Here is an 18,612-nt window from a genome sequence, read left to right on the forward strand (position 1 = left end):
TGACCATGACCCTGCGTAAAGCCCTCTACAGCCTGGCGCTGTTCCTCACCCCGGCAGTGGCCTTCGCTCATCCGGGCCACGGCGACCACGGCCTGATCGCCGGCATCGCCCACCCCATCACCGGCCTCGACCACCTGCTGGCGATGCTCGCCGTCGGCCTCTGGGCCGCCCAGCAACAGGGCGCCGCACGCCTGGCGCTGCCCTGCACCTTCGTCGGCACCATGCTGATCGGCGGGCTGCTGGGCTTCGAGGGGCTGGGGATTCCGTTCATGGAGACCGGCATCTCCGCTTCGGTATTGGCGCTGGGCCTGTGCGTGGCGCTGGCGGTGCGTCCGCCGCTGGCGGTGGCGATGGGCGTCACTGCGCTGTTCGCTCTCGCCCACGGCGTGGCACACGGGCTGGAACTGCCGGACCTGAGCAGTCCGTGGCTGTACGCCGGCGGTTTCGTTGCCGCAACGGCTGCGCTGCATGGGGCAGGTTACGGTCTGGTTCGCGTGTTGCCTCAGGCGGCGGCGCCGCTGGTGCGCTTCGCCGGGCTGGCTTCGGCGGGTGCAGGTGCCTGGTTGCTCGCAGGCTGACGCCTTATCTGTAGGGTCAACAGCACCTCACCCCAGCCCTCTCCCGGAGGGAGAGGGACGGTCTGGAGCAGATCGAAACCACGCCATCAGCCGGGACGAACGGCCCCTCTGGGGGAGGGCTGGGGTGAGGGTAACCCCCCGCACAAAAATCACCCCTTGCGATGCACCGAGAAGCCCGCCCAGGCCTGGCTCACCGGCATGATTTCCAGGGTGTTGATGTTGATGTGCGGCGGCTGGTTCAGGATCCAGTGGATGGTCTCGGCGATGTCTGCGGACTGGATCGGCTCGGCGCCGGCATAGGTCTTGTCGTACTTCGCCTGATCACCGCCGAAGCGCACCAGGGAGAACTCGCTCTCGCACATGCCCGGCTCGAGGTTGGTGACACGCACGCCGGTGCCCTGCAGGTCGCAACGCAGGTTCAGCGAGAACTGCTCGACGAAGGCTTTGGTCGCGCCATACACGTGGCCGCCCGGATAGGGCCAGTGACCAGCAACCGAGCCCAGATTGAGGATGCTCGCGCCCGGACCATGGGCGATCAGACGCGGCAGCAGCAGGCGGGTGGCGTACATCAGGCCCTTGATGTTGGTGTCGACCATGGTGTCCCAGTCGTCCAGCTCGCACTCCTGCGCCGGGTCGGCCCCCAGGGCGAGGCCGGCGTTGTTGATCAGGCCACGCAGCTTGGCGAACCTCTCCGGCAGGCGGTCCACCGCTGCGGTCATGGCCGCGCGATCACGCACGTCGAGCACCAGCGGCAGCACCTCGGTCTCGGCGGAAAGCTCCTGGGCCAGCGCATTGAGGCGCTCCTCGCGGCGACCGGTGATCACCAGCGACCAGCCGTCACGGGCGAAACGCCGGGCACAGGCTTCGCCGAAGCCGGAGGTGGCGCCGGTAATGAACAGAGTGGGAGTGGTCATCACAGATATCCTCTTGCAGGGCACTGCCGTCGCCGATGCATGCCGGGGAGTCGTGCGGTGCGCGTTCTTGTCGGTCGGCCGAGCATAACAGCCCGAACTCGCCGCGTTGCGTTACAGCGGTGCTGGATAAAACCCGAACAGCCGCGTGAAAGGCCCATGGCTGTGGGCCTGCCGAGAGTTGCGCCCATCTTGTCCACAGGCTGCTCCACGGTTTCTGTGGGCAAGCGGAAGAGCGCATTCCCCCTGGACGATTTTCAAGCGCTTCAGCACAGGCCGCGTCGCCTCTGCGCTGGAGCCGTTCTTCCCAAGGTTATCCACAAGTCTTTCAACGGCTGACGGGGACAACTATCGGAACTGCGGAACTTTTCCACGAAGTGGTAACTGTCCATCCATACAGGGGTTGCAGGGCAATCGAACAGAAAACGAGCGGTACTGCCGGCGCCCGTTGTCACGCGGGCTCGCAAGGTTCTCCCAGATGTTATCCACAGCGCCGCCCACAGAATTTCGGGACAACTTCACTGCAGGAGCAGGCGCGCCGCGACCAGGTCTTCCAGTGCATAACCCACGGACTTGAACAGGGTGATCTCGCTATCGTCCTTGCGCGCGCCGCGACCGTTCAGGAGGTCGGCCAACTGACAGTCGATAGCGCGCTCGTCGATCACGCCTTCGCCCAGGGGAATCAGCAGATCGCCCGCCTCTGCCAGTGAACCTTCGCGGGTGTCGACGACGATGCGCGCACGGCGCACGGCTTCGCTGTCGGTCTCGCGCATGGACGGCAGGAAGGCTCCGACCAGATCGAGGTGGCAACCCGAGCGCAGCCAGGCGCCGTGGACGATGGGCTCGCGGGAAGTGGTGACGCAACTGATGCAGTCCGCCGCTGCCACGCCACCGCGCAGATCGGCACTGGCGTGGACGGGATAGCCTTCGTCCTGCAACTGCTTCACCAGCGCTTGCACCTTGTCTTCCTGGCGCCCCCAGAGGGCGATGTCCTCGTACTCGCGCACCGAGCAGTGGGCGCGGACCATATGCGGCGCCAGGGTGCCGCTGCCGACGATCAGCAGCCGCCGTGCGTCGCGGCGTACCAGGTAATCGGCGGCCAACGCGGAGGTGCAGGCGGTGCGCCGGGCGGTCATTTCCGAAGCTTCGAGCATCGCCAGCGGATGGCCGGTCTGTCCGTCGAACAGGCAGAACAAGGCGGCCACCGCCGGCAGGTTCTTCGCGCCGTTATCGGGGAATACGGTGACCAGCTTCACGCCGATGTCCTGCCCCGGCCGCCACACCGGCATGGTCAGCAACGAGGCGTTGCCGGGCAGTTCATGACAGCCGCGCACCGGGGCTTCGCAGGCTCCGGCGAGGCCGATGCGCAGGGCTTCGATCAACTGGGGATAACTCAGTCGTTCGGCAACGTCGGCGTTGGTGAGGAAGCGGAGGTCTTGCATGGAAACCCCTCTTCGGGAAAGCGGTGAAGGAATCGTAGGAGCGGACTCCGTCCGCTCCTACGAAAGGCGAAGGCGTCAGTGCCCGCCCAGATACGCGTTGCGAACCTCCTGGTTGCCCAGCAGTTCCGCCCCTGTGCCGCTCAGGCGGATCTCGCCGTTGACCATCACGTAGCCGCGGTCGGACAGCTTCAGCGCGTGGTTGGCGTTCTGCTCCACGAGGAACAGTGTCATCCCGCTCTGCGCCAGTTCGCGCAAGGTCTGGAAGATCTGCTTGACCACGATGGGCGCCAGGCCCAGGGACGGTTCGTCGAGCAACAGCAGCTTGGGCCGGCTCATCAGCGCGCGGGCGATGGCGAGCATCTGCTGCTCGCCGCCGGACATGGTCATGGCGCGCTGGTTGCGCCGCTCCTTCAGGCGCGGGAAGAGGTCGAACATGCGCTGCATGTCGTCCTGGGCGTGGTCCATGCCGATGGGGATGGTGCCCATCAGCAGGTTCTCCTCCACGGTCATGTCGGGGAACACCCGGCGCCCTTCCGGCGACTGCGCGATGCCGTTGGAGGCCACGTAGTGCGCGGACTTCTGGCGGATGTCCTGGCCCTTGTAGAGGATCGCGCCGCCCGCCGCGCGCGGCTGGCCGAAGATCGACATCAGGAGCGTCGACTTGCCCGCGCCGTTGGCGCCGATCAGCGCCACGGTCTCCCCTTCGTTGACGGTCAGCGAGACTTTCTTCAGCGCCTGGATCGGCCCGTAGAACACATCCACCTCACGGAATTCCAACATCGGCGCCGTCATGCCAGCTCCTCTTCGTCTGCGCCGAGATAGGCGGCAATGACCTTGTCGTTGTGGCGAATCTCCTCCGGGCCGCCACGGGCGATGACCACGCCGTGGTCGAGCACGATGATATGGTCGGAGATGTTCATCACCATGCCCATGTCGTGCTCGATCAGCAGCACGGTGATGCCGTGGTGGTCGCGCAGGTAGCGCACGATGCGCGCCAGGGCCTGGGTTTCGGCCGGGTTGAGGCCGGCGGCCGGTTCGTCCAGGCAGATCAACTCGGGCCGGGTGCACATGGCGCGGGCAATCTCCAGGCGACGCTGCTGCCCGTAGGACATCTCGCCGGCCAGGCGGTTGGCGCAGTCCACCAGGTCCACCACTTCCAGCCAGTAGAAGGCGTGATCCAGCGCTTCGCTTTCCGCGCGGCGGTAGCCGGGGGTATTGAGCACACCGGCGATGAGGTTGCGATTGACGAACATGTGCTGGGCCACCAGCAGGTTCTCCACCACCGACATCTCGCGGAACAGCCGGATGTTCTGGAAGGTCCGCGCGAGCCCCGCGCGGTTCACCAGGTGGGTGCCGCCGAACATCTTGTAGTAGAGGCGGTTGCCGAACTGCGCCGGGTTGACGAAGTCGCCGCCCTGGAACGGCTGGCCGAGCACCTTGATGACGTCGGTGGTGCCGCCCTGGGTGTTGAGCAGGATGTTGCCGCCGGTGGCCTTGTAGAAGCCGGTGAGACAGTTGAACACCGTGGTCTTGCCGGCGCCGTTGGGGCCGATCAGCGCGGTGATGGAGCCGCGCTCCACGTCGAGGTTGACGTCGTTGAGCGCCTTGATGCCGCCGAAGTGCATCATCAGGTGCTCGACGCTGAGGATCTTGTCGCCGCTCATGGCGCCACCCCCTTGCGTACGGCGAAGCCCGAGCGGCTGATGCGTATCAGCCCGCGCGGGCGCCAGATCATCATCAGCACCATAAGGATGCCGAACAGCAGCACGCGGTAGTCAGCGAAGCTGCGCAGCAGTTCTGGCACGACGGTGAGGACGAAGGCGGCGATCACCACGCCCACCGTCGACCCCATGCCGCCCAGCACCACGATGGCGAGGATCAGCGCCGACTCGAAGAAGGTGAAGGACGACGGGTTGACGAAGCCCTGGTAGCTGGCGAAGAACACGCCCGCCAACCCTGCGGTGGAGGCGCCCAGCATGAACGCCGAGAGCTTCACCAGCACGTGGTTCAGGCCCATGGCGCGGCAGGCGATCTCGTCCTCGCGCAGCGCTTCCCAGGCACGGCCCACCGGCATGCGAGTCAGCCGGTGCTTGATGTAGAGCACCAGCATGACGACCAGGAACAGCACGATGTAGATGAACAGGAACTTGAAGTTCTGGTTGTAATCGATGCCGAGGAACTCGTGGATCGGCGTGCCGCCGTCCTTCGCCCGGCGGCCGAATTCGAGGCCGAAGAAGGTCGGTGCCGGCACCGGCATGCCGTTCGGGCCACCAGTGAACGACAGCCAGTTGTTGAGGATCAGGCGAATGATCTCGCCGAAGCCCAGGGTCACGATGGCCAGGTAGTCACCGTGCATTCGCAGTACCGGAAAGCCCAGCAGCGCCCCCGCCAGCGCGGCAACGATGGCAGCCAGCGGCAGCACCGTCCAGAAGCCCAGGCCCAGGTACTGGTAGCCCAGCGCCAGGCCGTAGGCGCCGATGGCGTAGAAGGCCACGTAGCCGAGGTCGAGCAGGCCGGCGAGGCCGACCACGATGTTCAGGCCCAGGCCCAGCAACACGTAGATCAACCCGAGGATGATCACCGTGAGCAGGTACTTGCTGGCGAAGAACGGGAAGATCACCGCGGCCACGATGACGATCGGGACTATCCAGCGCAGGCGCGTCTTGTAGCCCGGCGGCAGTACGCTGATGCCCGAGTCGGAGCTCTCGAAGCGGTCCATGATGCGCAGGCCGGCGGGCGTCTGCAGGAACAGGCTGAGCAGCAGGCGACCGAGCATCACCGCGCCGATCATCCAGGCCAGGCGAACCGGTTCGACCTTGAAGCTGTAGCCATCGAGCACGATGCCGACGATGGGGCCGAACACGATCAGGGCGATCAGCCCGGCGAGAACGGTGTCGACAAGGCTCTTCCTGATATCGATGCGCGCCGGCTTCGGCGCGGCTGAGGTCTGGGTTGCGGACATCATGCTTACACCTTCGATACCTGGGGACGACCCAGGAGCCCTTGCGGTCGGAAGATCAGGATGGTCACCAGCAGGCCGAAGGCGAACACATCCTTGAAGTCGGTGTTCACCATGCCGGAGAACTGCGCCTCGGCCACGCCCAGGATCAGGCCGCCAAGCATGGCGCCGGGCAGCGAGCCGATGCCGCCGAGCACCGCGGCGGTGAACGCCTTGATGCCGATGATGAAGCCGGCGTAGAAGTCGAAGGTGCCGTAGTTCATGGTGATCAGCACGCCGGCCAGCGCGGCCATGGCGGCGCCGATGATGAACACGTAGGAGATCACCCGGTCGGTGTTGATCCCCAGGATCGAGGCCATCTTGCGGTCCTGCTGGGTGGCGCGGCACATGCGCCCGAGCTTGGTGTACTGGATCACGTAAGTCAGCACGCCCATGCCGACGAAGGCGGCGATGAGGATGAACACCTTGGTGTAGGTCAGCTGCACGAAGCCTTCGCCGATATGGAACTTGAAGGCGCCGTCGAGCAGGGTCGGCACGCCTTGCTGGCGCGGGCCCTGGGCCAGCTGCACGTAGTTCTGCAGGATCAGCGACATGCCGATGGCGGAGATCAGCGGCGCCAGGCGCGTGGAGTTGCGCAGCGGCTTGTAGGCGATGCGCTCGATCACCCAGCCGTACACGCCGGTGACGAAGATGGTGAAGACCAGGGTGCCCAGGATCAGCAGCGGGAACGACTGCAGGCCGAAGAAGGCCAGCAGGGCCAGGGCCACTGCCGAGAGATAGGCGGAGATCATGTAGACCTCGCCGTGGGCGAAGTTGATCATGCCGATGATGCCGTAAACCATCGTGTAGCCGATGGCGATCAGCCCGTAGACCGACCCCAGGGTCAGCCCGTTGATCATTTGCTGAAGGAAGATACCGTCCACGATTGGGTACTCGCGCAAGCAGGGCAGGAAAGGCTGACGGCTCGCGCAATCACCGGCTCGTGACCAGCTGCGCGCGTACCGCCGACCTGCGGGGAAGCCGGCGCCGCGGGTAGCGGCGCCGGCCGGGTCAGGCGGTTACTTCTTGAACGCGTCGAGCTGGTGGTACTTGCCCTTGTCGTCCCACTCGTAGACCACGTAGTCGGAGACTTTCAGGTCGCCTTTCTTGTCCCACTCCTTCTTGCCCATCACGGTCTGCACCGGATTAGCCTTCAGCCAGGCGCTGGCCTTGGCCGGGTCGGTCTTGCCCGCGCCATTGAAGGCGGCGGCCAGGGCCTGTACCGAAGAGTAGGCATAGAGGGTGTAGCCTTCGGGCTCGAAGCCGTTGGCGCGGAATTTCTCCACCACGGCCTTGCCGTCCGGAATCAGGCGCGGGTCGGCGCCGAAGGTCATCAGCACACCCTTGACGTATTGCGGGCCGCCAGCGGTGGTGACCAGTTCGTCGGTGACGATACCGTCGTCGGACATGAACTTGGCAGTCAGGCCCTGCTCGCGCATCTGACGAACCAGCGGGCCGGCTTCCGGGTGCAGGCCGCCGAAATAGACGACCTCTGCGCCCGAGGCGCGGATCTTGGTGACCAGGGCGTTGAAGTCCTTCTCGCCGCGGGTCAGGCCTTCATAAAGCACTTCCTTCACGCCGCGCTTGTTCAGCTGGGCACGGGTAGCGTCCGCCAGGCCCTGGCCGTAGGTGTCCTTGTCGTGGATCACCGCGACTTTCTTGGCCTTGAGCACGTCAACGATGTAGTCGCCGGCGACCACGCCCTGCTGGTCGTCACGGCCGCACATGCGGAACATGCCGGAAAGACCGCGCTCGGTGACCTGCGGGTTGGTGGAACCAGGGGTGATGGCGATGATGCCGGCCTCGTCGTAGACCTCCGAGGCGGGGATGGTGGAGGAGGAGCAGAAGTGGCCGACCACGGCGACTGCCTTGTCCTGGTCCACCAGGCGGTTGGCCACGGCCACGGCCTGTTTCGGCTCGCAGGCGTCGTCCGCCTTCACCAGCTTGATCTTCTCGCCATTGATACCGCCGGCGGCGTTGATGTCTTCCGCGGCCTGGCTAGCCCCACGCCAGTACTGCTCCCCGAACGAGGCGTTGGCCCCGGTGTGCGGTCCTGCGACCCCGATAACGACATCGGCCTGTACTACGGAAGACATGCCCAGCGCGGTGGTGACCGCCAGAGCCAGAAAACCTTTTCTGTAAATCTTCTGCGACATGGAGTTTTGCTCCTGAGGGTTTTTGTAATGGCGCGTTGTATTTCTTGTTGGCGATTTCTCGTGTGCGATTCAGCGACTTAGCGATCAATCAACAGCAAGCGGCGTGCCATTCGTTTTTGTTATTAACCAAGTCCTACAGCGAAAACAGCTCGAGCTGGCAGATATCAAGCCCTAGACACGTGCAACCCATTGAAAGCATAAGGTGCAACCCGGAAGCCGAAAGGGTGCAACCAGCCTTCCCGTGAGCTGTCTTTTTCCAGCCACCACAGGCGCAACCCCAACCGTAACCATCGCTGTCACCGAACTGCACATCCGCGGTGCAGACCCGTCGGGGTAACGCACCATAAGAGGCTAGACCAAAGTGCAGCGAGCGTTGGCGGGCAACCCCGGAGGCGGCTTGCGCCGCCTTCGCGGCAGGCTCAGATCACCACCCGCAGGCATTGCCCGGCGTGGTAAAGGGAGAAGCCGGCCTCGTACAGACAGCTGCGCAGGCCCACGGCGGAGATTTCCTCCATCGGCCGCAGCGGCATCGGCAAGGCGCTGGCATCCCCGTCCAGCAGGAAGTCGGCGAAGGCCTTGCCCACCACCGTGCCGGTGGTGACACCGCGGCCGTTGTAGCCGCTCATGGCGACCAGCCCCGGCGCCGGCTCGAACAGGCGCATGAGGTGGTCGGGGGTGAAGTCGATGCAGCCGGTCCAGGTGAACTCCCAGTCCACCTTGCCCAGCCTGGGGAAGTAATGCTGCTGGATGCGATCCGCCCAGCTCTTCAGGAACCACGCCGGTTTGCCGGTGCCCTTGCCGAGGCTGCCGAGCAACAGGCGGCCATCGGCATCGCGGCGGATGCTGCTCAGTACCTGGCGGGTATCCCAGGAGCCCTGCCCGCCCGGCAGGATGCGCGCGGCTTCCGCGCCCTCCAGCGGACGCGAGGCAACCTGGTAGTAGTAACCGGGGAAGAAGGTGCGGCGCAGTTCTGTCCACTCACCTTCGGTGTAGGCGCTGGAGGCGATCACCACCTGCTCGGCGGTGACCACGCCCCCGGCAGTGATCACGTTCCACGCGTTACCGACGCGCACCAGGCCAACCACCGGGGAATGGTGGTACAGCTCACCGCCCAGCCCAACGACCGCACGGGCGAGGCCGCTGACGTAGGCCATGGGGTTGAGCGTACCGGCGCGGCGATCGAGCAGCGCGCCGGCGATCTTGTCGGTGCCGCAGGCCTGTTCGCATTCGCTGCCGGTGAGCAGTTCCACCGGAGCGCCACGGCGCCCCCACTGCTCGCAGCGGCTACGCAGGTCGGCCAGGCCACGGGCGTTGTGCGCCATATGCAGGGTGCCTTCGCGGCGCGCCTGGCAATCGATGCCGTACTTGTCGATCAAAGAGAACACCAGCGAGGGCGCGTTGCCGAGCATGCGGTTGACTCGCTGGCCGACCTCCGCCCCCATGCCCGCTTCGATTTCGTCCGGGGGAATCCACAGGCCGGCGTTGACCAGCCCGACGTTGCGCCCCGAGCCGCCATGCCCGGTGGTGTGGGCTTCCAGCACACAGACCGTCTGGTCGCGCTCCAGCAGATGCAGCGCCGCGGAGAGGCCGGTGAAGCCCGCGCCGATGACACACACGTCGACCTTGCGATCCCCGCGCAGCTCCGGAGCTTCCGGGCGGTCGGGGGTCAGGTATTCCCACAGACATTCTTGGCGAAGCGACATCCAGCGATCCTTATCGGTGAATCTTGTGAATGGCAGGCGAAGCGTGGTGCAGCGCCGGCCCTCTGACGGGGCCGGCGCGTTGGTCATCAATCGAAGACTATGCCCTGGGCCAACGGCAGTTCCCGCGAGTAGTTCACGGTGTTGGTCTGCCGGCGCATATAGCCCTTCCAGGCGTCGGAGCCGGACTCGCGGCCGCCGCCGGTTTCCTTCTCGCCACCGAAGGCGCCGCCGATCTCCGCGCCGCTGGGGCCGATGTTGACGTTGGCGATGCCGCAGTCGCTGCCCACCGCCGAGATGAAGGCTTCCGCCTCGCGCAGGTCGGTGGTGAAGATGCAGGACGACAGCCCCTGGGGCACGCCGTTGTTCAGCGCCACTGCATCGTTGAAGTCCTTGTAGGGCACCACGTAGAGGATCGGCGCGAAGGTCTCGCTGCGCACCACATCGCTCTGCTCGGGCATTTCGACGATGGCCGGCGCCACGTAATAGGCGTTGGGGAATTTATCGGCCAGTTGGCGCTCGCCGCCGAACACCACGCCGCCTTCGCCGCGGGCCTGCTCCAGCGCGCCCTGCATGGCCAGGAAGCTGCGCTCGTCGATCAGCGGGCCGACCAGGTTGCCTTCCAGCGGATGGCCGATGCGCACCTTGGAGTAGGCCGTCTTCAGGCGGCTGACGAATTCGTCCTTCACCGACTCGTGGGCGATCAGCCGACGCAGCGTGGTGCAGCGCTGCCCGGCCGTGCCGACGGCGCTGAACAGCACGGCGCGCACGGCCATGTCGAGGTCGGCGCTGGGCGCCAGGATCATCGCGTTGTTGCCGCCCAGTTCGAGAATGCTGCGGCCGAAGCGAGCCGCTACGCGCGGGCCGACTTCGCTACCCATGCGGGTACTGCCGGTGGCGCTGATCAGAGCGACGCGCACGTCGTCCACCAGGGCTTCACCGGCGCTGCGATCGCCGATCACCACCTGGCTCAGATACTCCGGCGCATCACCGAACTTCTTCAGCGCGCGCTCGAACAGCGCCTGGCAGGCCAACGCGGTGAGCGGGGTTTTCTCCGACGGCTTCCACACCACCGAGTTGCCGCACACCAGCGCCAGCGCGGTATTCCACGACCACACGGCGACCGGGAAGTTGAAGGCGCTGATGACCCCGACCACGCCCAGCGGATGCCAGGTTTCGCGCATGTGGTGGCCAGGGCGCTCGGAGGCGATGGTCAGGCCGTAGAGCTGGCGCGACAGGCCGACGGCGAAGTCGCAGATGTCGATCATTTCCTGCACTTCGCCCAGGCCTTCCTGGGTGATCTTGCCGGCCTCCCAGGACACCAGTTCGCCCAAGGCGGCCTTGCTTGCCCGCAACTCCTCGCCGAACAGCCGCACCAGTTCGCCGCGACGAGGCGCCGGCACCTTGCGCCAGGCGTCGAAAGCATGGGCGGCGCGGCCGATCTTCTGCTCCACCTCGGCGGCGCTTTGCAGGCGCACCGCGCCCAGGCGGCTGCCGTCGATGGGAGAGTGGATGACCTGATCGCCACCGGTAACCAGGCGGGCGTCGACGCCGAGGGATTCGAGCAGTGCGGAAATCATGCGGACTCCAGTTCTTTTCAGATGACCTGACGGAATGCCAGCAGTAATAAACGGCTTGCCGAGGCACAACAAACGACGTTTCCTATGCACATCATTCCGTAAATTCATGAACTGCCCGCCATGCTGAGCAAACGCCATCTGCCGTCCATGACCGCCCTGCAATGCTTCGAAGCGGTGGCTCGGCACCTGAGTTTCACCCGTGCTTCCGAAGAGCTGAACCTGACCCAGAGCGCGGTCAGCAAGCAGGTGGCTCAGCTGGAAGAGATGCTCCAGCACCTGCTGTTCCGTCGCGTGCGACGCCGCCTGCAATTAACCCCGGCGGGAGACCTGTACCTGGTGGAAGTGCGCAAGATCCTCACCCAGGTGGAGATGTCCACCCACTACCTGCTCTCCTATGGCGGCGAGACTGAAGTACTGCGCGTGGCCACACCACCGACCTTCGGCGCACGCTGGCTGATCCCGCGGCTGAACGGTTGGCGTCATCGCCACCCGAACATCCACCTCGACCTGCGCCAGGAGCTGGAGCCCGGGGACCTGCTGCAATCGCGCTGCGACATCGCCTTCTTCTTCGGCGCCGGCACCCTGCCCGGCGCGGAGTGCATGGCGCTGTTCGGCGAAGAGATGGTGCCGGTGTGCTCACCAACGATCCTGCCGGCACAGCCGCTGAGCGAGCCGACGCAATTGGCCGACCTTGTCCTGCTGCAGAACGCCACGCGCCAGGAGGCCTGGCACGAGTGGTTCCTCAGCCTCGGCCAGCACAGCGAGCACAGCTACCACGGGCCGCGCTTCGACACGTTCTACATGTGCATCCGCGCCGCCCAGGCCGGTTGCGGCGTGGCGCTGCTGCCGCGCTTCCTGGTGGAAGAGGAACTGAGCGAGGGCAAGCTGGTGATCGCCTGGGAGCACGGGCTGCAAAGTCGCAGCGGGTATTACCTGGCGTACCCCGAACATGCAGCGGCGGTGCCCAAGATCAGGGCGTTCGTGGAGTGGATTGGGGAGCGGATGGAGGGGTGAGGGGGCCGCAAGGCTCAGGACTGTCCGGAGCCGCCCTAAACCAACAAACTCCGATCAAACATGAACGCCCCCTCCCCCTGCGGCGTGAAGCGCAATACATGCTGCGGTCGCCCCATGGGTGGCTGGTGACGTTCACCGGTGTCTTGTACCCAGCCCGCCGCTTTCATCCGCTCCAACCGCCCGCGCAGGCTGGAATGCTGGATTTCCTCGCCAATGGAAAGCTCGAAGGCCTTCAGCGCCTCCGCCACGGTGAAGCGCTCCGGCAACAGGTGCAGCGGCAACGCGCTGTACACCGACTTGCTGGCCAGCCGCTCACAGGCCTGCTGCACCAGATGGGCATGGTCGAAGGGCAAGGCCAGGCGCTCGCCGCGCACGGCGTCGAGCGGCACGAAGTCGAGATCGTCGGCGGCCAGTTCGGTCTCCGGCGCCACCAGCACGAGATAGAACACGCTCAGTGACCAGCCGCGCGGGTCGCGCACTGCGTTGCCGACCGTGGCCACCTGCTCCATGTACGCCGGCTGCACCCGCGCCTTCTCGCGCAACGCGCGCAGAGCCGCATCGTCCAGGCCGTGATCCGCGCAGCGGCCGTTGATCAGCACGCCGGGCAACGCCCACTGCCCCTCGAACGGCCCGTGGGCGCGACGGATTAGCAGCAGTTCCAGCCCGCGCTCCGGGTTCAGGCGCAGCGCCACGATATCCACGGTGGCCAGCACTTCAGCGGTACTCATCGAAGCTCCTTGAAAAGGTTTTCGCCGGGGAAAATCCTGCGACTTATTTCATCACGCATAGAAAGCATCTTCCACTGCCGATCATTTCCGTTATTTTTACTTGACGACTTATTTCACGTCGTGAATTATGTAGTCACGACAGGCCACCAACGGTCAAGCGGAGGCTTCCATGAACCTGATCGCCAGCTTCGATGTAGATGCCCAGAAGGGCTTCACCCCGCTCTGCCCCAACGAACTGCCGGTGCCCGGCGGCGATGCCATCGGCGGCGCCCTGAACCTTCTGGCCCAGCGCGCCAGCCTGCGCCTGGGCAGCAAGGACGCGCACACTGCGCAAGCGCCCTGGGTAGTGAGCGAGCCGGCACAGATGCTGCAGCCGCTCTCCCTGCCCAACGCCGACCTCACCTGGGTCAGCCACTGTGTGCCGGGCACGCCGGGCTTCGAACTGCTGGACGAACTGCCCCAACCGATGGACTACGACTTCTTCATCTGGAAAGGCGTCGAGCCGGATCTGCACCCCTACGGTGCGTGCTACCACGACCTGGCGGAACGGCGCAGTACCGGAGCCATCGAGTACCTGCGGCAGAACGCGGTCAGCCACGTACTGGTGGGCGGCCTGGCGCTGGACTACTGCGTCAAGACCACCGCACTGCAACTGCGCCGCGCCGGCTTCCAGGTGCTGCTGTACCTGCCGGCCTGCCGCGCCATCGCGGAGGAAACCGCCAGGGCCGCCTGCGCCGAGATGCGCGCCGCCGGGGTCACCCTCTGCGCGGACGAGAACGAGCTGGACGAGGCCCTCATGGGCATCAGGGAGAATTGATCATGGCCGAAAGCGTGTTTGCCGAGAGCATCGTGCAGAACCTGCTGGACACCGACTTCTACAAGCTGACGATGATGCAGGCGGTGCTGCACAACTACCCCAACGCCGAAGTGGAGTGGGAATTCCGTTGCCGCAACGCCGAGGACCTGCGCCCGTACCTGGCGGAAATCCGCTACCAGATCGAGCGCCTGGCCGAGCTGGAGGCTACGCCGGACCAGTTGGCCTTTCTCGAACGCATCCCGTTCATCAAGCCGGACTTCATCCGCTTCCTCAGCCTGTTCCGCTTCAACCTGCGCTACGTGCACACCAGCATCGAGGACGACCAACTGGCCATCCGCCTGCGCGGGCCGTGGCTGCATGTGATCCTCTTCGAAGTGCCGCTGCTGGCCATCGTCAGCGAAGTGCGCAACCGCTATCGCTACCGCGAGGTAGTGCTGGAGCAGGTCGGCGAGCAGCTCTACCGCAAGCTCGACTGGCTTGCCGGCAATGCCAGCAAAGAGGAGCTGAAGGAGTTCCAGGTGGCGGACTTCGGTACCCGCCGGCGCTTTTCCTACCGCACCCAGGAAGAAGTCGTACACATCTTGAAGCGCGACTTCCCTGGCCGCTTCGTCGGCACCAGCAACGTCCACCTGGCCCGCGAGTTCGACGTGAAACCGATCGGCACCATGGCCCACGAATGGCTGATGGCACACCAACAGCTCGGCCCACGGCTGATCGACAGCCAGATCGCCGCGCTGGACTGCTGGGTGCGCGAGTACCGCGGTCAATTGGGCATCGCGCTCACCGACTGCATTACCATGGACGCCTTCCTCAGCGACTTCGACCTGTACTTCGCCAAGCTCTTCGACGGCCTGCGCCATGACTCCGGCGACCCGCTGGTCTGGGCCGAGAAGGCCATCGCCCATTACCGCCGGCTAGGGATCGACCCGATGACCAAGACCCTGGTGTTCTCCGACGGTCTCGACCTGCCCAAGGCGTTGCAGCTCTTCCGTGCATTGCGTGGCAAGATCAACACCAGCTTCGGTATCGGTACCAACCTGACCTGCGACATCCCCGGGGTGGAACCGATGAACATCGTGCTCAAGATGACGGCCTGCAACGGCCACCCCGTGGCGAAGATTTCCGACACACCCGGCAAGACCCAATGCCGCGACGAGAATTTCGTCGCCTACCTGCGCCATGTGTTCAAGGTGCCGGTGTAACCCTTTTCGCATCCGACCAGGAGCCCATCAGATGAAAGACAGACAGGCCGCCATCGCCAGAGAACTCAACGTGCAGCCGCCCTTCCAGTCCGACGCCGAGCTGCAGGCCGAGATCCAGCGCCGCATTCGTTTCATCCAGGACTGCCTGAAGGGTTCGGGGATGAAGACCCTGGTGCTGGGCATCAGTGGCGGCGTCGACTCGCTCACCGCCGGCATGCTCTGCCAGCGCGCCGTGGAAGGCCTGCGCACCGAGACCGGCAACCAGGACTACCGCTTCCTCGCCGTGCGCCTGCCCTACAACGTCCAGGGTGACGAACAGGACGCCCAGGACTCGGTGGACTGCATCGCCCCGGACGAGCGCCACACCGTGAACATCGGCCCGTCGGTCCAGGCGCTGGCGGCGGAAACCCAGGCGCTGGAAGGCCTGGCGCCGGCCACCCGCGATTTCGCCCTGGGCAACACCAAGGCGCGGATTCGCATGGTCGCCCAGTACACCATCGCCAATGCCCGCGCCGGCCTGGTGGTCGGCACCGACCACGCCGCCGAGGCAGTGATGGGCTTCTTCACCAAGTTCGGCGACGGCGCCTGCGACCTCGCCCCGCTCACCGGCCTGGTGAAGAACCAGGTGCGCAGCATCGCCCGCAGCCTGGGCGCGCCGGAGCATCTGGTGGAGAAGGTGCCGACTGCGGACCTCGAAGACCTCGCCCCCGGCAAGCCGGACGAGCATTCCCACGGTGTGACCTACAAGGAAATCGACGCTTTCCTGCACGGCCAGGAGGTCAGCCAGGAAGCCTTCGACATCATCGTCCGCACCTTCGAGAAGACCCATCACAAGCGCGCCCTGCCGACCGCCCCGTAAGCCGTCGACAACCAGCGGCGCGGGAGAGGTCCTGCGCCGCCCGACTCAATGCTGGGGAATGACGTAGCGCCAGATGGCGATGAAGTGCAGCAGGCTGCCGGCGATCACGAACAGGTGCCAGATGCCGTGCCAGTGGCGGAAGCGGCTGTCATAGGCAAAGAAGATGATGCCGATGGTGTAGAAGGCCCCGCCGCCCACCAGCCAGGCGAAACCCGCGCCGCCCAGGGCGCGGTACAGCGGCCCGACCGCGATCAGCACGATCCAGCCCATCACCGCGTAGATGATGATCGACAGCACCCGCGCCTCGGAGCGCGGCTTGATCTCCTGCAGCATGCCGATCACCGCCATCGACCAGACGATGCCGAACAGCGTCCAGCCCCAGGGCCCCTTCAGCGTCACCAGGCAGAAGGGCGTATAGCTCCCCGCGATGAGCAGATAGATCGACAGGTGGTCGAGCTTGCGCAGGATCACCTTCGCCCGCCCGCGCACGCTGTGGTACAGCGTGGAGATGCTGTAGAGCAACAGCAGCGTCGTTCCATAGATCGCCACGCTGACGATGCGCAGCGGCTCGCCCAGCAGGCTGGTGGCGACCAGCAGCCAGATGCCGCCCACCAGCGCCAGCAAGGCACCGATCAGGTGGGTCCAGGCGTTGAAGCGTTCACCGTGGTACATGGGTCCCCCATTCAAATTCCAGCAACCGACACCCTGACTTCGTTTTTTGAACTAAAAAGCGTGAAATAAAAAGCCCGACCAATAGTCGGGCTTTTCGAATCACAGGCTTTTTAGCAAAGCCGGATCACTTCAGGGTGAGGGTGCCCTTCATCATGGCCGAGTGGCCCGGGAAGGAGCAGAAGAAGGTGTACTGCTCGCCTTCCTTGAGCTTGGAAACGTCGAAGCTCACCGAATCCTTCTCGCCGGAGCCGATGATCTTGGTGTGGGCGATGACGCGAGTGTCGCCGTCTTTCACGTAGTTCTTGTCCAGACCAGCGGCCATACCGTCGGTCACCACGCCCTGCATGTCGCCGGCGGTGGTCAGTACCCAGTTATGGCCCATGACATTCTTCGGCAGGCTGCCCGGGTGGGAGAGGTTCACGGTGAAGGTCTTGCAGCTCTTGTCGACGCTGATGGCGTTGGTGCTGAACTGCATCTGGTCGTTGCCCTGGATGTCCACGGAGCATTCGGCGGCCAGCAGCGGGGCACTGAACAGGCCAAGCAGGGATACAGCGGCGAGTTTACGGAACATGACATGCCTCCTAGGCAGGTTGGGCGGAGAATCCTGAAGGGGAAGACTGCCCGAAGGCGATCCGGGTTCCCCTGATCTGCATCAATGGCCATCGGCCACGAGCCAAGCTTCAAACTGTCTATTAGGTCGATCGGCAGGATCAACGAGGCAGAACAGCGCACCCCGCCTAGCATAGACGCCATCCCCCGGCCCAACAGGAGTTAGCGCCATGCACCGTCTTCCGATGTTACAAAGCCAGTTGCTGCGAAACCTGCTCGCCTGCTACGCACTCGGCACCTGCGGCGGGGGCGGCCGACGAGCTGAAATGGACTAGGAAAATTCGGACTTGGTCGCACTCGAGGCTGCCGCTACCCTGACGGCCTGCAAAACGAGGCAGCCAATCGAGGAAGTTCCATGCCCTTGCGTTCCATCTGCGTATTCTGCGGCGCCAGCCCCGGCGCCACCCCTATCTACCAGGAAGCCGCCGAAGCCCTCGGCCGTCACCTCGCCGAGAACGGCATCCAGCTGGTCTATGGCGGGGGGGCCGTGGGCCTGATGGGCATGGTCGCCAATGCCGCGCTGGCCGCCGGCGGCGAAGTCATCGGCATCATCCCGCAGAGCCTGAAGGACGCCGAAGTCGGCCACAGCGGCCTGACGCGCCTGGAAGTGGTCGACGGCATGCACGCGCGCAAGGCCCGCATGGCGGAGCTGAGCGACGCTTTCATCGCCCTGCCCGGTGGCCTGGGTACCCTGGAAGAGCTGTTCGAAGTCTGGACCTGGGGCCAGCTCGGCTACCATGCAAAGCCCCTGGGCCTGCTGGAGGTGAACGGCTTCTTCGACCCGCTGCTGGCGTTCCTCGACCACCTGGTGCAGGAGCGCTTCGTGCGCCAGCCCCATCGCGACATGCTGCAGCGCGCCGCCTCGCCCGCTGAACTGGTCGATGCCCTGGCCGCGTGGAAGCCCCTGGCGGCGCCCAAGTGGGTGGATCGCACGCCGACTTGACGCACCGCTACCAGCAGCGCTCCGAGGCCGCGCCACGGAGCCCGCTGCTGGCCAGCGTGAGTGTTCCGCAATCATCGCCCGCCATGCTGCCCTGAGGTTCGGCCATCAGCGTGAAGCTCGCGGACTCCGGCTCGTCGGCGAAGCCCAGGCGATAGCGCGCCGGCCCGTTTCGTGGTGAATGCTGATACGGCAGGGCCGCACCCACGTAGCTGCCATGGCTGGTGTGATAGCGCTCCAGGTACTGCGCCAATTCCACCAGGGATTTTTGTGCATCCACCCGGTGAGCCCGGCGAATATAATCCTGGTAGGTCGGTACCGCGATGGCCAGCAGGATGCCGATCAGCGCTACTGTCGTGAGCATTTCCGGCAGCGTGAAACCATTGCGACGCACGGCAGACTTCAT

The 18,612-nt window shown here is 65.2% G+C and carries 19 protein-coding genes; 6 read left to right on the top strand and 13 right to left on the bottom strand.

Translation table 11 applies throughout. From position 1 onward, the window contains the following. Nucleotides 1-5 precede the first annotated feature (5 nt). The gene (locus PNI01S_RS16180) at nucleotides 6-578 is read left to right on the top strand and encodes a HupE/UreJ family protein (RefSeq protein WP_084358607.1); all 573 of its coding nucleotides are present in this window, start codon (nucleotides 6-8) and stop codon (nucleotides 576-578) included. A 149-nt stretch (nucleotides 579-727) separates the two neighbouring features. On the opposite strand, the gene PNI01S_RS16185 is transcribed toward PNI01S_RS16180, so the two are convergent. From PNI01S_RS16185 to amaB, 9 genes are all read right to left on the bottom strand, one after another. Further along, entirely contained in the window at nucleotides 728-1,492 is a 765-nt protein-coding gene (locus tag PNI01S_RS16185; RefSeq protein ID WP_084358608.1) for an SDR family oxidoreductase, read from the bottom strand. Nucleotides 1,493-2,007: 515 nt separating this feature from the next. Next, a complete protein-coding gene (gene lhpI, locus PNI01S_RS16190) occupies nucleotides 2,008-2,931 on the bottom strand; it encodes a bifunctional Delta(1)-pyrroline-2-carboxylate/Delta(1)-piperideine-2-carboxylate reductase (RefSeq protein ID WP_024765987.1) in 924 nt (307 codons plus the stop codon). Nucleotides 2,932-3,006: 75 nt separating this feature from the next. Beyond that, the gene (locus tag PNI01S_RS16195) at nucleotides 3,007-3,723 is read right to left on the bottom strand and encodes an ABC transporter ATP-binding protein (RefSeq protein ID WP_037012012.1); all 717 of its coding nucleotides are present in this window, start codon (nucleotides 3,721-3,723) and stop codon (nucleotides 3,007-3,009) included. Then, nucleotides 3,720-4,595 carry an ABC transporter ATP-binding protein gene (locus PNI01S_RS16200; RefSeq protein WP_024765989.1) on the bottom strand — a complete coding sequence of 292 codons (876 nt, stop codon included), beginning with the start codon at nucleotides 4,593-4,595 and terminating at the stop codon, nucleotides 3,720-3,722. The genes PNI01S_RS16195 and PNI01S_RS16200 overlap by 4 nt, the downstream gene beginning before the upstream one ends. After that, nucleotides 4,592-5,893 carry a high-affinity branched-chain amino acid ABC transporter permease LivM gene (gene livM / locus PNI01S_RS16205; protein ID WP_084358676.1) on the bottom strand — a complete coding sequence of 434 codons (1,302 nt, stop codon included), beginning with the start codon at nucleotides 5,891-5,893 and terminating at the stop codon, nucleotides 4,592-4,594. The genes PNI01S_RS16200 and livM overlap by 4 nt, the downstream gene beginning before the upstream one ends. A gap of 5 nt (nucleotides 5,894-5,898) precedes the next feature. Next, on the bottom strand, nucleotides 5,899-6,813 hold the full coding sequence (locus tag PNI01S_RS16210; RefSeq protein ID WP_024765991.1) for an ABC transporter permease subunit: 915 nt from the start codon (nucleotides 6,811-6,813) through the stop codon (nucleotides 5,899-5,901). A gap of 135 nt (nucleotides 6,814-6,948) precedes the next feature. After that, nucleotides 6,949-8,085, bottom strand: a complete 1,137-nt coding sequence (locus tag PNI01S_RS16215) for a branched-chain amino acid ABC transporter substrate-binding protein (RefSeq protein WP_024765992.1) — start codon at nucleotides 8,083-8,085, stop codon at nucleotides 6,949-6,951. Between the two features lie 419 nt (nucleotides 8,086-8,504). Further along, nucleotides 8,505-9,788: an L-pipecolate oxidase gene (gene amaA / locus PNI01S_RS16220; RefSeq protein WP_024765993.1), complete on the bottom strand. Its 1,284-nt coding sequence runs from the start codon at nucleotides 9,786-9,788 to the stop codon at nucleotides 8,505-8,507. Between the two features lie 86 nt (nucleotides 9,789-9,874). After that, nucleotides 9,875-11,365, bottom strand: a complete 1,491-nt coding sequence (gene amaB, locus PNI01S_RS16225) for an L-piperidine-6-carboxylate dehydrogenase (RefSeq protein ID WP_024765994.1) — start codon at nucleotides 11,363-11,365, stop codon at nucleotides 9,875-9,877. 120 nt (nucleotides 11,366-11,485) lie between these two features. Here amaB and PNI01S_RS16230 point away from each other — a divergent pair, with 120 nt between their 5' ends. Next, nucleotides 11,486-12,379 (top strand): LysR family transcriptional regulator, encoded by an 894-nt coding sequence (locus PNI01S_RS16230; protein ID WP_024765995.1) that lies wholly within the window; start codon nucleotides 11,486-11,488, stop codon nucleotides 12,377-12,379. 35 nt (nucleotides 12,380-12,414) lie between these two features. On the opposite strand, the gene PNI01S_RS16235 is transcribed toward PNI01S_RS16230, so the two are convergent. After that, nucleotides 12,415-13,107: an NrtR DNA-binding winged helix domain-containing protein gene (locus PNI01S_RS16235; protein WP_024765996.1), complete on the bottom strand. Its 693-nt coding sequence runs from the start codon at nucleotides 13,105-13,107 to the stop codon at nucleotides 12,415-12,417. A gap of 169 nt (nucleotides 13,108-13,276) precedes the next feature. Between PNI01S_RS16235 and PNI01S_RS16240 the strand changes: the two genes are divergently transcribed. Genes PNI01S_RS16240 through nadE form a run of 3 tightly spaced genes read left to right on the top strand, consistent with a single transcriptional unit; the run spans nucleotide 13,277 to nucleotide 15,985 of the window. Further along, nucleotides 13,277-13,924 (top strand): nicotinamidase, encoded by a 648-nt coding sequence (locus PNI01S_RS16240; protein ID WP_084358609.1) that lies wholly within the window; start codon nucleotides 13,277-13,279, stop codon nucleotides 13,922-13,924. Nucleotides 13,925-13,926: 2 nt separating this feature from the next. After that, nucleotides 13,927-15,126 (top strand): nicotinate phosphoribosyltransferase, encoded by a 1,200-nt coding sequence (pncB, locus tag PNI01S_RS16245; RefSeq protein WP_084358610.1) that lies wholly within the window; start codon nucleotides 13,927-13,929, stop codon nucleotides 15,124-15,126. A 31-nt stretch (nucleotides 15,127-15,157) separates the two neighbouring features. Beyond that, nucleotides 15,158-15,985, top strand: a complete 828-nt coding sequence (nadE, locus tag PNI01S_RS16250) for an NAD(+) synthase (RefSeq protein ID WP_024765999.1) — start codon at nucleotides 15,158-15,160, stop codon at nucleotides 15,983-15,985. Between the two features lie 45 nt (nucleotides 15,986-16,030). On the opposite strand, the gene trhA is transcribed toward nadE, so the two are convergent. Both trhA and azu read right to left on the bottom strand, forming a co-directional pair. After that, nucleotides 16,031-16,657 (bottom strand): PAQR family membrane homeostasis protein TrhA, encoded by a 627-nt coding sequence (trhA, locus tag PNI01S_RS16255; RefSeq protein ID WP_024766000.1) that lies wholly within the window; start codon nucleotides 16,655-16,657, stop codon nucleotides 16,031-16,033. 124 nt (nucleotides 16,658-16,781) lie between these two features. Next, nucleotides 16,782-17,228 (bottom strand): azurin, encoded by a 447-nt coding sequence (gene azu / locus PNI01S_RS16260; RefSeq protein WP_024766001.1) that lies wholly within the window; start codon nucleotides 17,226-17,228, stop codon nucleotides 16,782-16,784. A 393-nt stretch (nucleotides 17,229-17,621) separates the two neighbouring features. Between azu and PNI01S_RS16265 the strand changes: the two genes are divergently transcribed. Next, nucleotides 17,622-18,209: a cytokinin riboside 5'-monophosphate phosphoribohydrolase gene (locus tag PNI01S_RS16265; protein WP_084358611.1), complete on the top strand. Its 588-nt coding sequence runs from the start codon at nucleotides 17,622-17,624 to the stop codon at nucleotides 18,207-18,209. A gap of 7 nt (nucleotides 18,210-18,216) precedes the next feature. Here PNI01S_RS16265 and PNI01S_RS16270 read toward each other — a convergent pair whose 3' ends face one another. After that, complete coding sequence (locus PNI01S_RS16270) at nucleotides 18,217-18,612, bottom strand: type IV pilin protein (RefSeq protein WP_024766003.1); 396 nt, start codon at nucleotides 18,610-18,612, stop codon at nucleotides 18,217-18,219.

It is taken from the genome of Pseudomonas nitroreducens NBRC 12694 (assembly GCF_002091755.1).
Classification (GTDB): Bacteria; Pseudomonadota; Gammaproteobacteria; order Pseudomonadales; family Pseudomonadaceae; genus Pseudomonas; species Pseudomonas nitroreducens.

Bases quoted from the DNA above. Each gene is read 5' to 3' on its own strand.
- PNI01S_RS16180 (WP_084358607.1), top strand. From the start codon at position 6: ATGACCCTGCGTAAAGCCCTCTACAGCCTGGCGCTGTTCCTCACCCCG.
- PNI01S_RS16185 (WP_084358608.1), bottom strand. From the start codon at position 1,492: ATGACCACTCCCACTCTGTTCATTACCGGCGCCACCTCCGGCTTCGGC.
- lhpI (WP_024765987.1), bottom strand. From the start codon at position 2,931: ATGCAAGACCTCCGCTTCCTCACCAACGCCGACGTTGCCGAACGACTG.
- PNI01S_RS16195 (WP_037012012.1), bottom strand. From the start codon at position 3,723: ATGACGGCGCCGATGTTGGAATTCCGTGAGGTGGATGTGTTCTACGGG.
- PNI01S_RS16200 (WP_024765989.1), bottom strand. From the start codon at position 4,595: ATGAGCGGCGACAAGATCCTCAGCGTCGAGCACCTGATGATGCACTTC.
- livM (WP_084358676.1), bottom strand. From the start codon at position 5,893: ATGTCCGCAACCCAGACCTCAGCCGCGCCGAAGCCGGCGCGCATCGAT.
- PNI01S_RS16215 (WP_024765992.1), bottom strand. From the start codon at position 8,085: ATGTCGCAGAAGATTTACAGAAAAGGTTTTCTGGCTCTGGCGGTCACC.
- amaA (WP_024765993.1), bottom strand. From the start codon at position 9,788: ATGTCGCTTCGCCAAGAATGTCTGTGGGAATACCTGACCCCCGACCGC.
- amaB (WP_024765994.1), bottom strand. From the start codon at position 11,365: ATGATTTCCGCACTGCTCGAATCCCTCGGCGTCGACGCCCGCCTGGTT.
- PNI01S_RS16230 (WP_024765995.1), top strand. From the start codon at position 11,486: ATGCTGAGCAAACGCCATCTGCCGTCCATGACCGCCCTGCAATGCTTC.
- PNI01S_RS16235 (WP_024765996.1), bottom strand. From the start codon at position 13,107: ATGAGTACCGCTGAAGTGCTGGCCACCGTGGATATCGTGGCGCTGCGC.
- PNI01S_RS16240 (WP_084358609.1), top strand. From the start codon at position 13,277: ATGAACCTGATCGCCAGCTTCGATGTAGATGCCCAGAAGGGCTTCACC.
- pncB (WP_084358610.1), top strand. From the start codon at position 13,927: ATGGCCGAAAGCGTGTTTGCCGAGAGCATCGTGCAGAACCTGCTGGAC.
- nadE (WP_024765999.1), top strand. From the start codon at position 15,158: ATGAAAGACAGACAGGCCGCCATCGCCAGAGAACTCAACGTGCAGCCG.
- trhA (WP_024766000.1), bottom strand. From the start codon at position 16,657: ATGTACCACGGTGAACGCTTCAACGCCTGGACCCACCTGATCGGTGCC.
- azu (WP_024766001.1), bottom strand. From the start codon at position 17,228: ATGTTCCGTAAACTCGCCGCTGTATCCCTGCTTGGCCTGTTCAGTGCC.
- PNI01S_RS16265 (WP_084358611.1), top strand. From the start codon at position 17,622: ATGCCCTTGCGTTCCATCTGCGTATTCTGCGGCGCCAGCCCCGGCGCC.
- PNI01S_RS16270 (WP_024766003.1), bottom strand. From the start codon at position 18,612: ATGAAGTCTGCCGTGCGTCGCAATGGTTTCACGCTGCCGGAAATGCTC.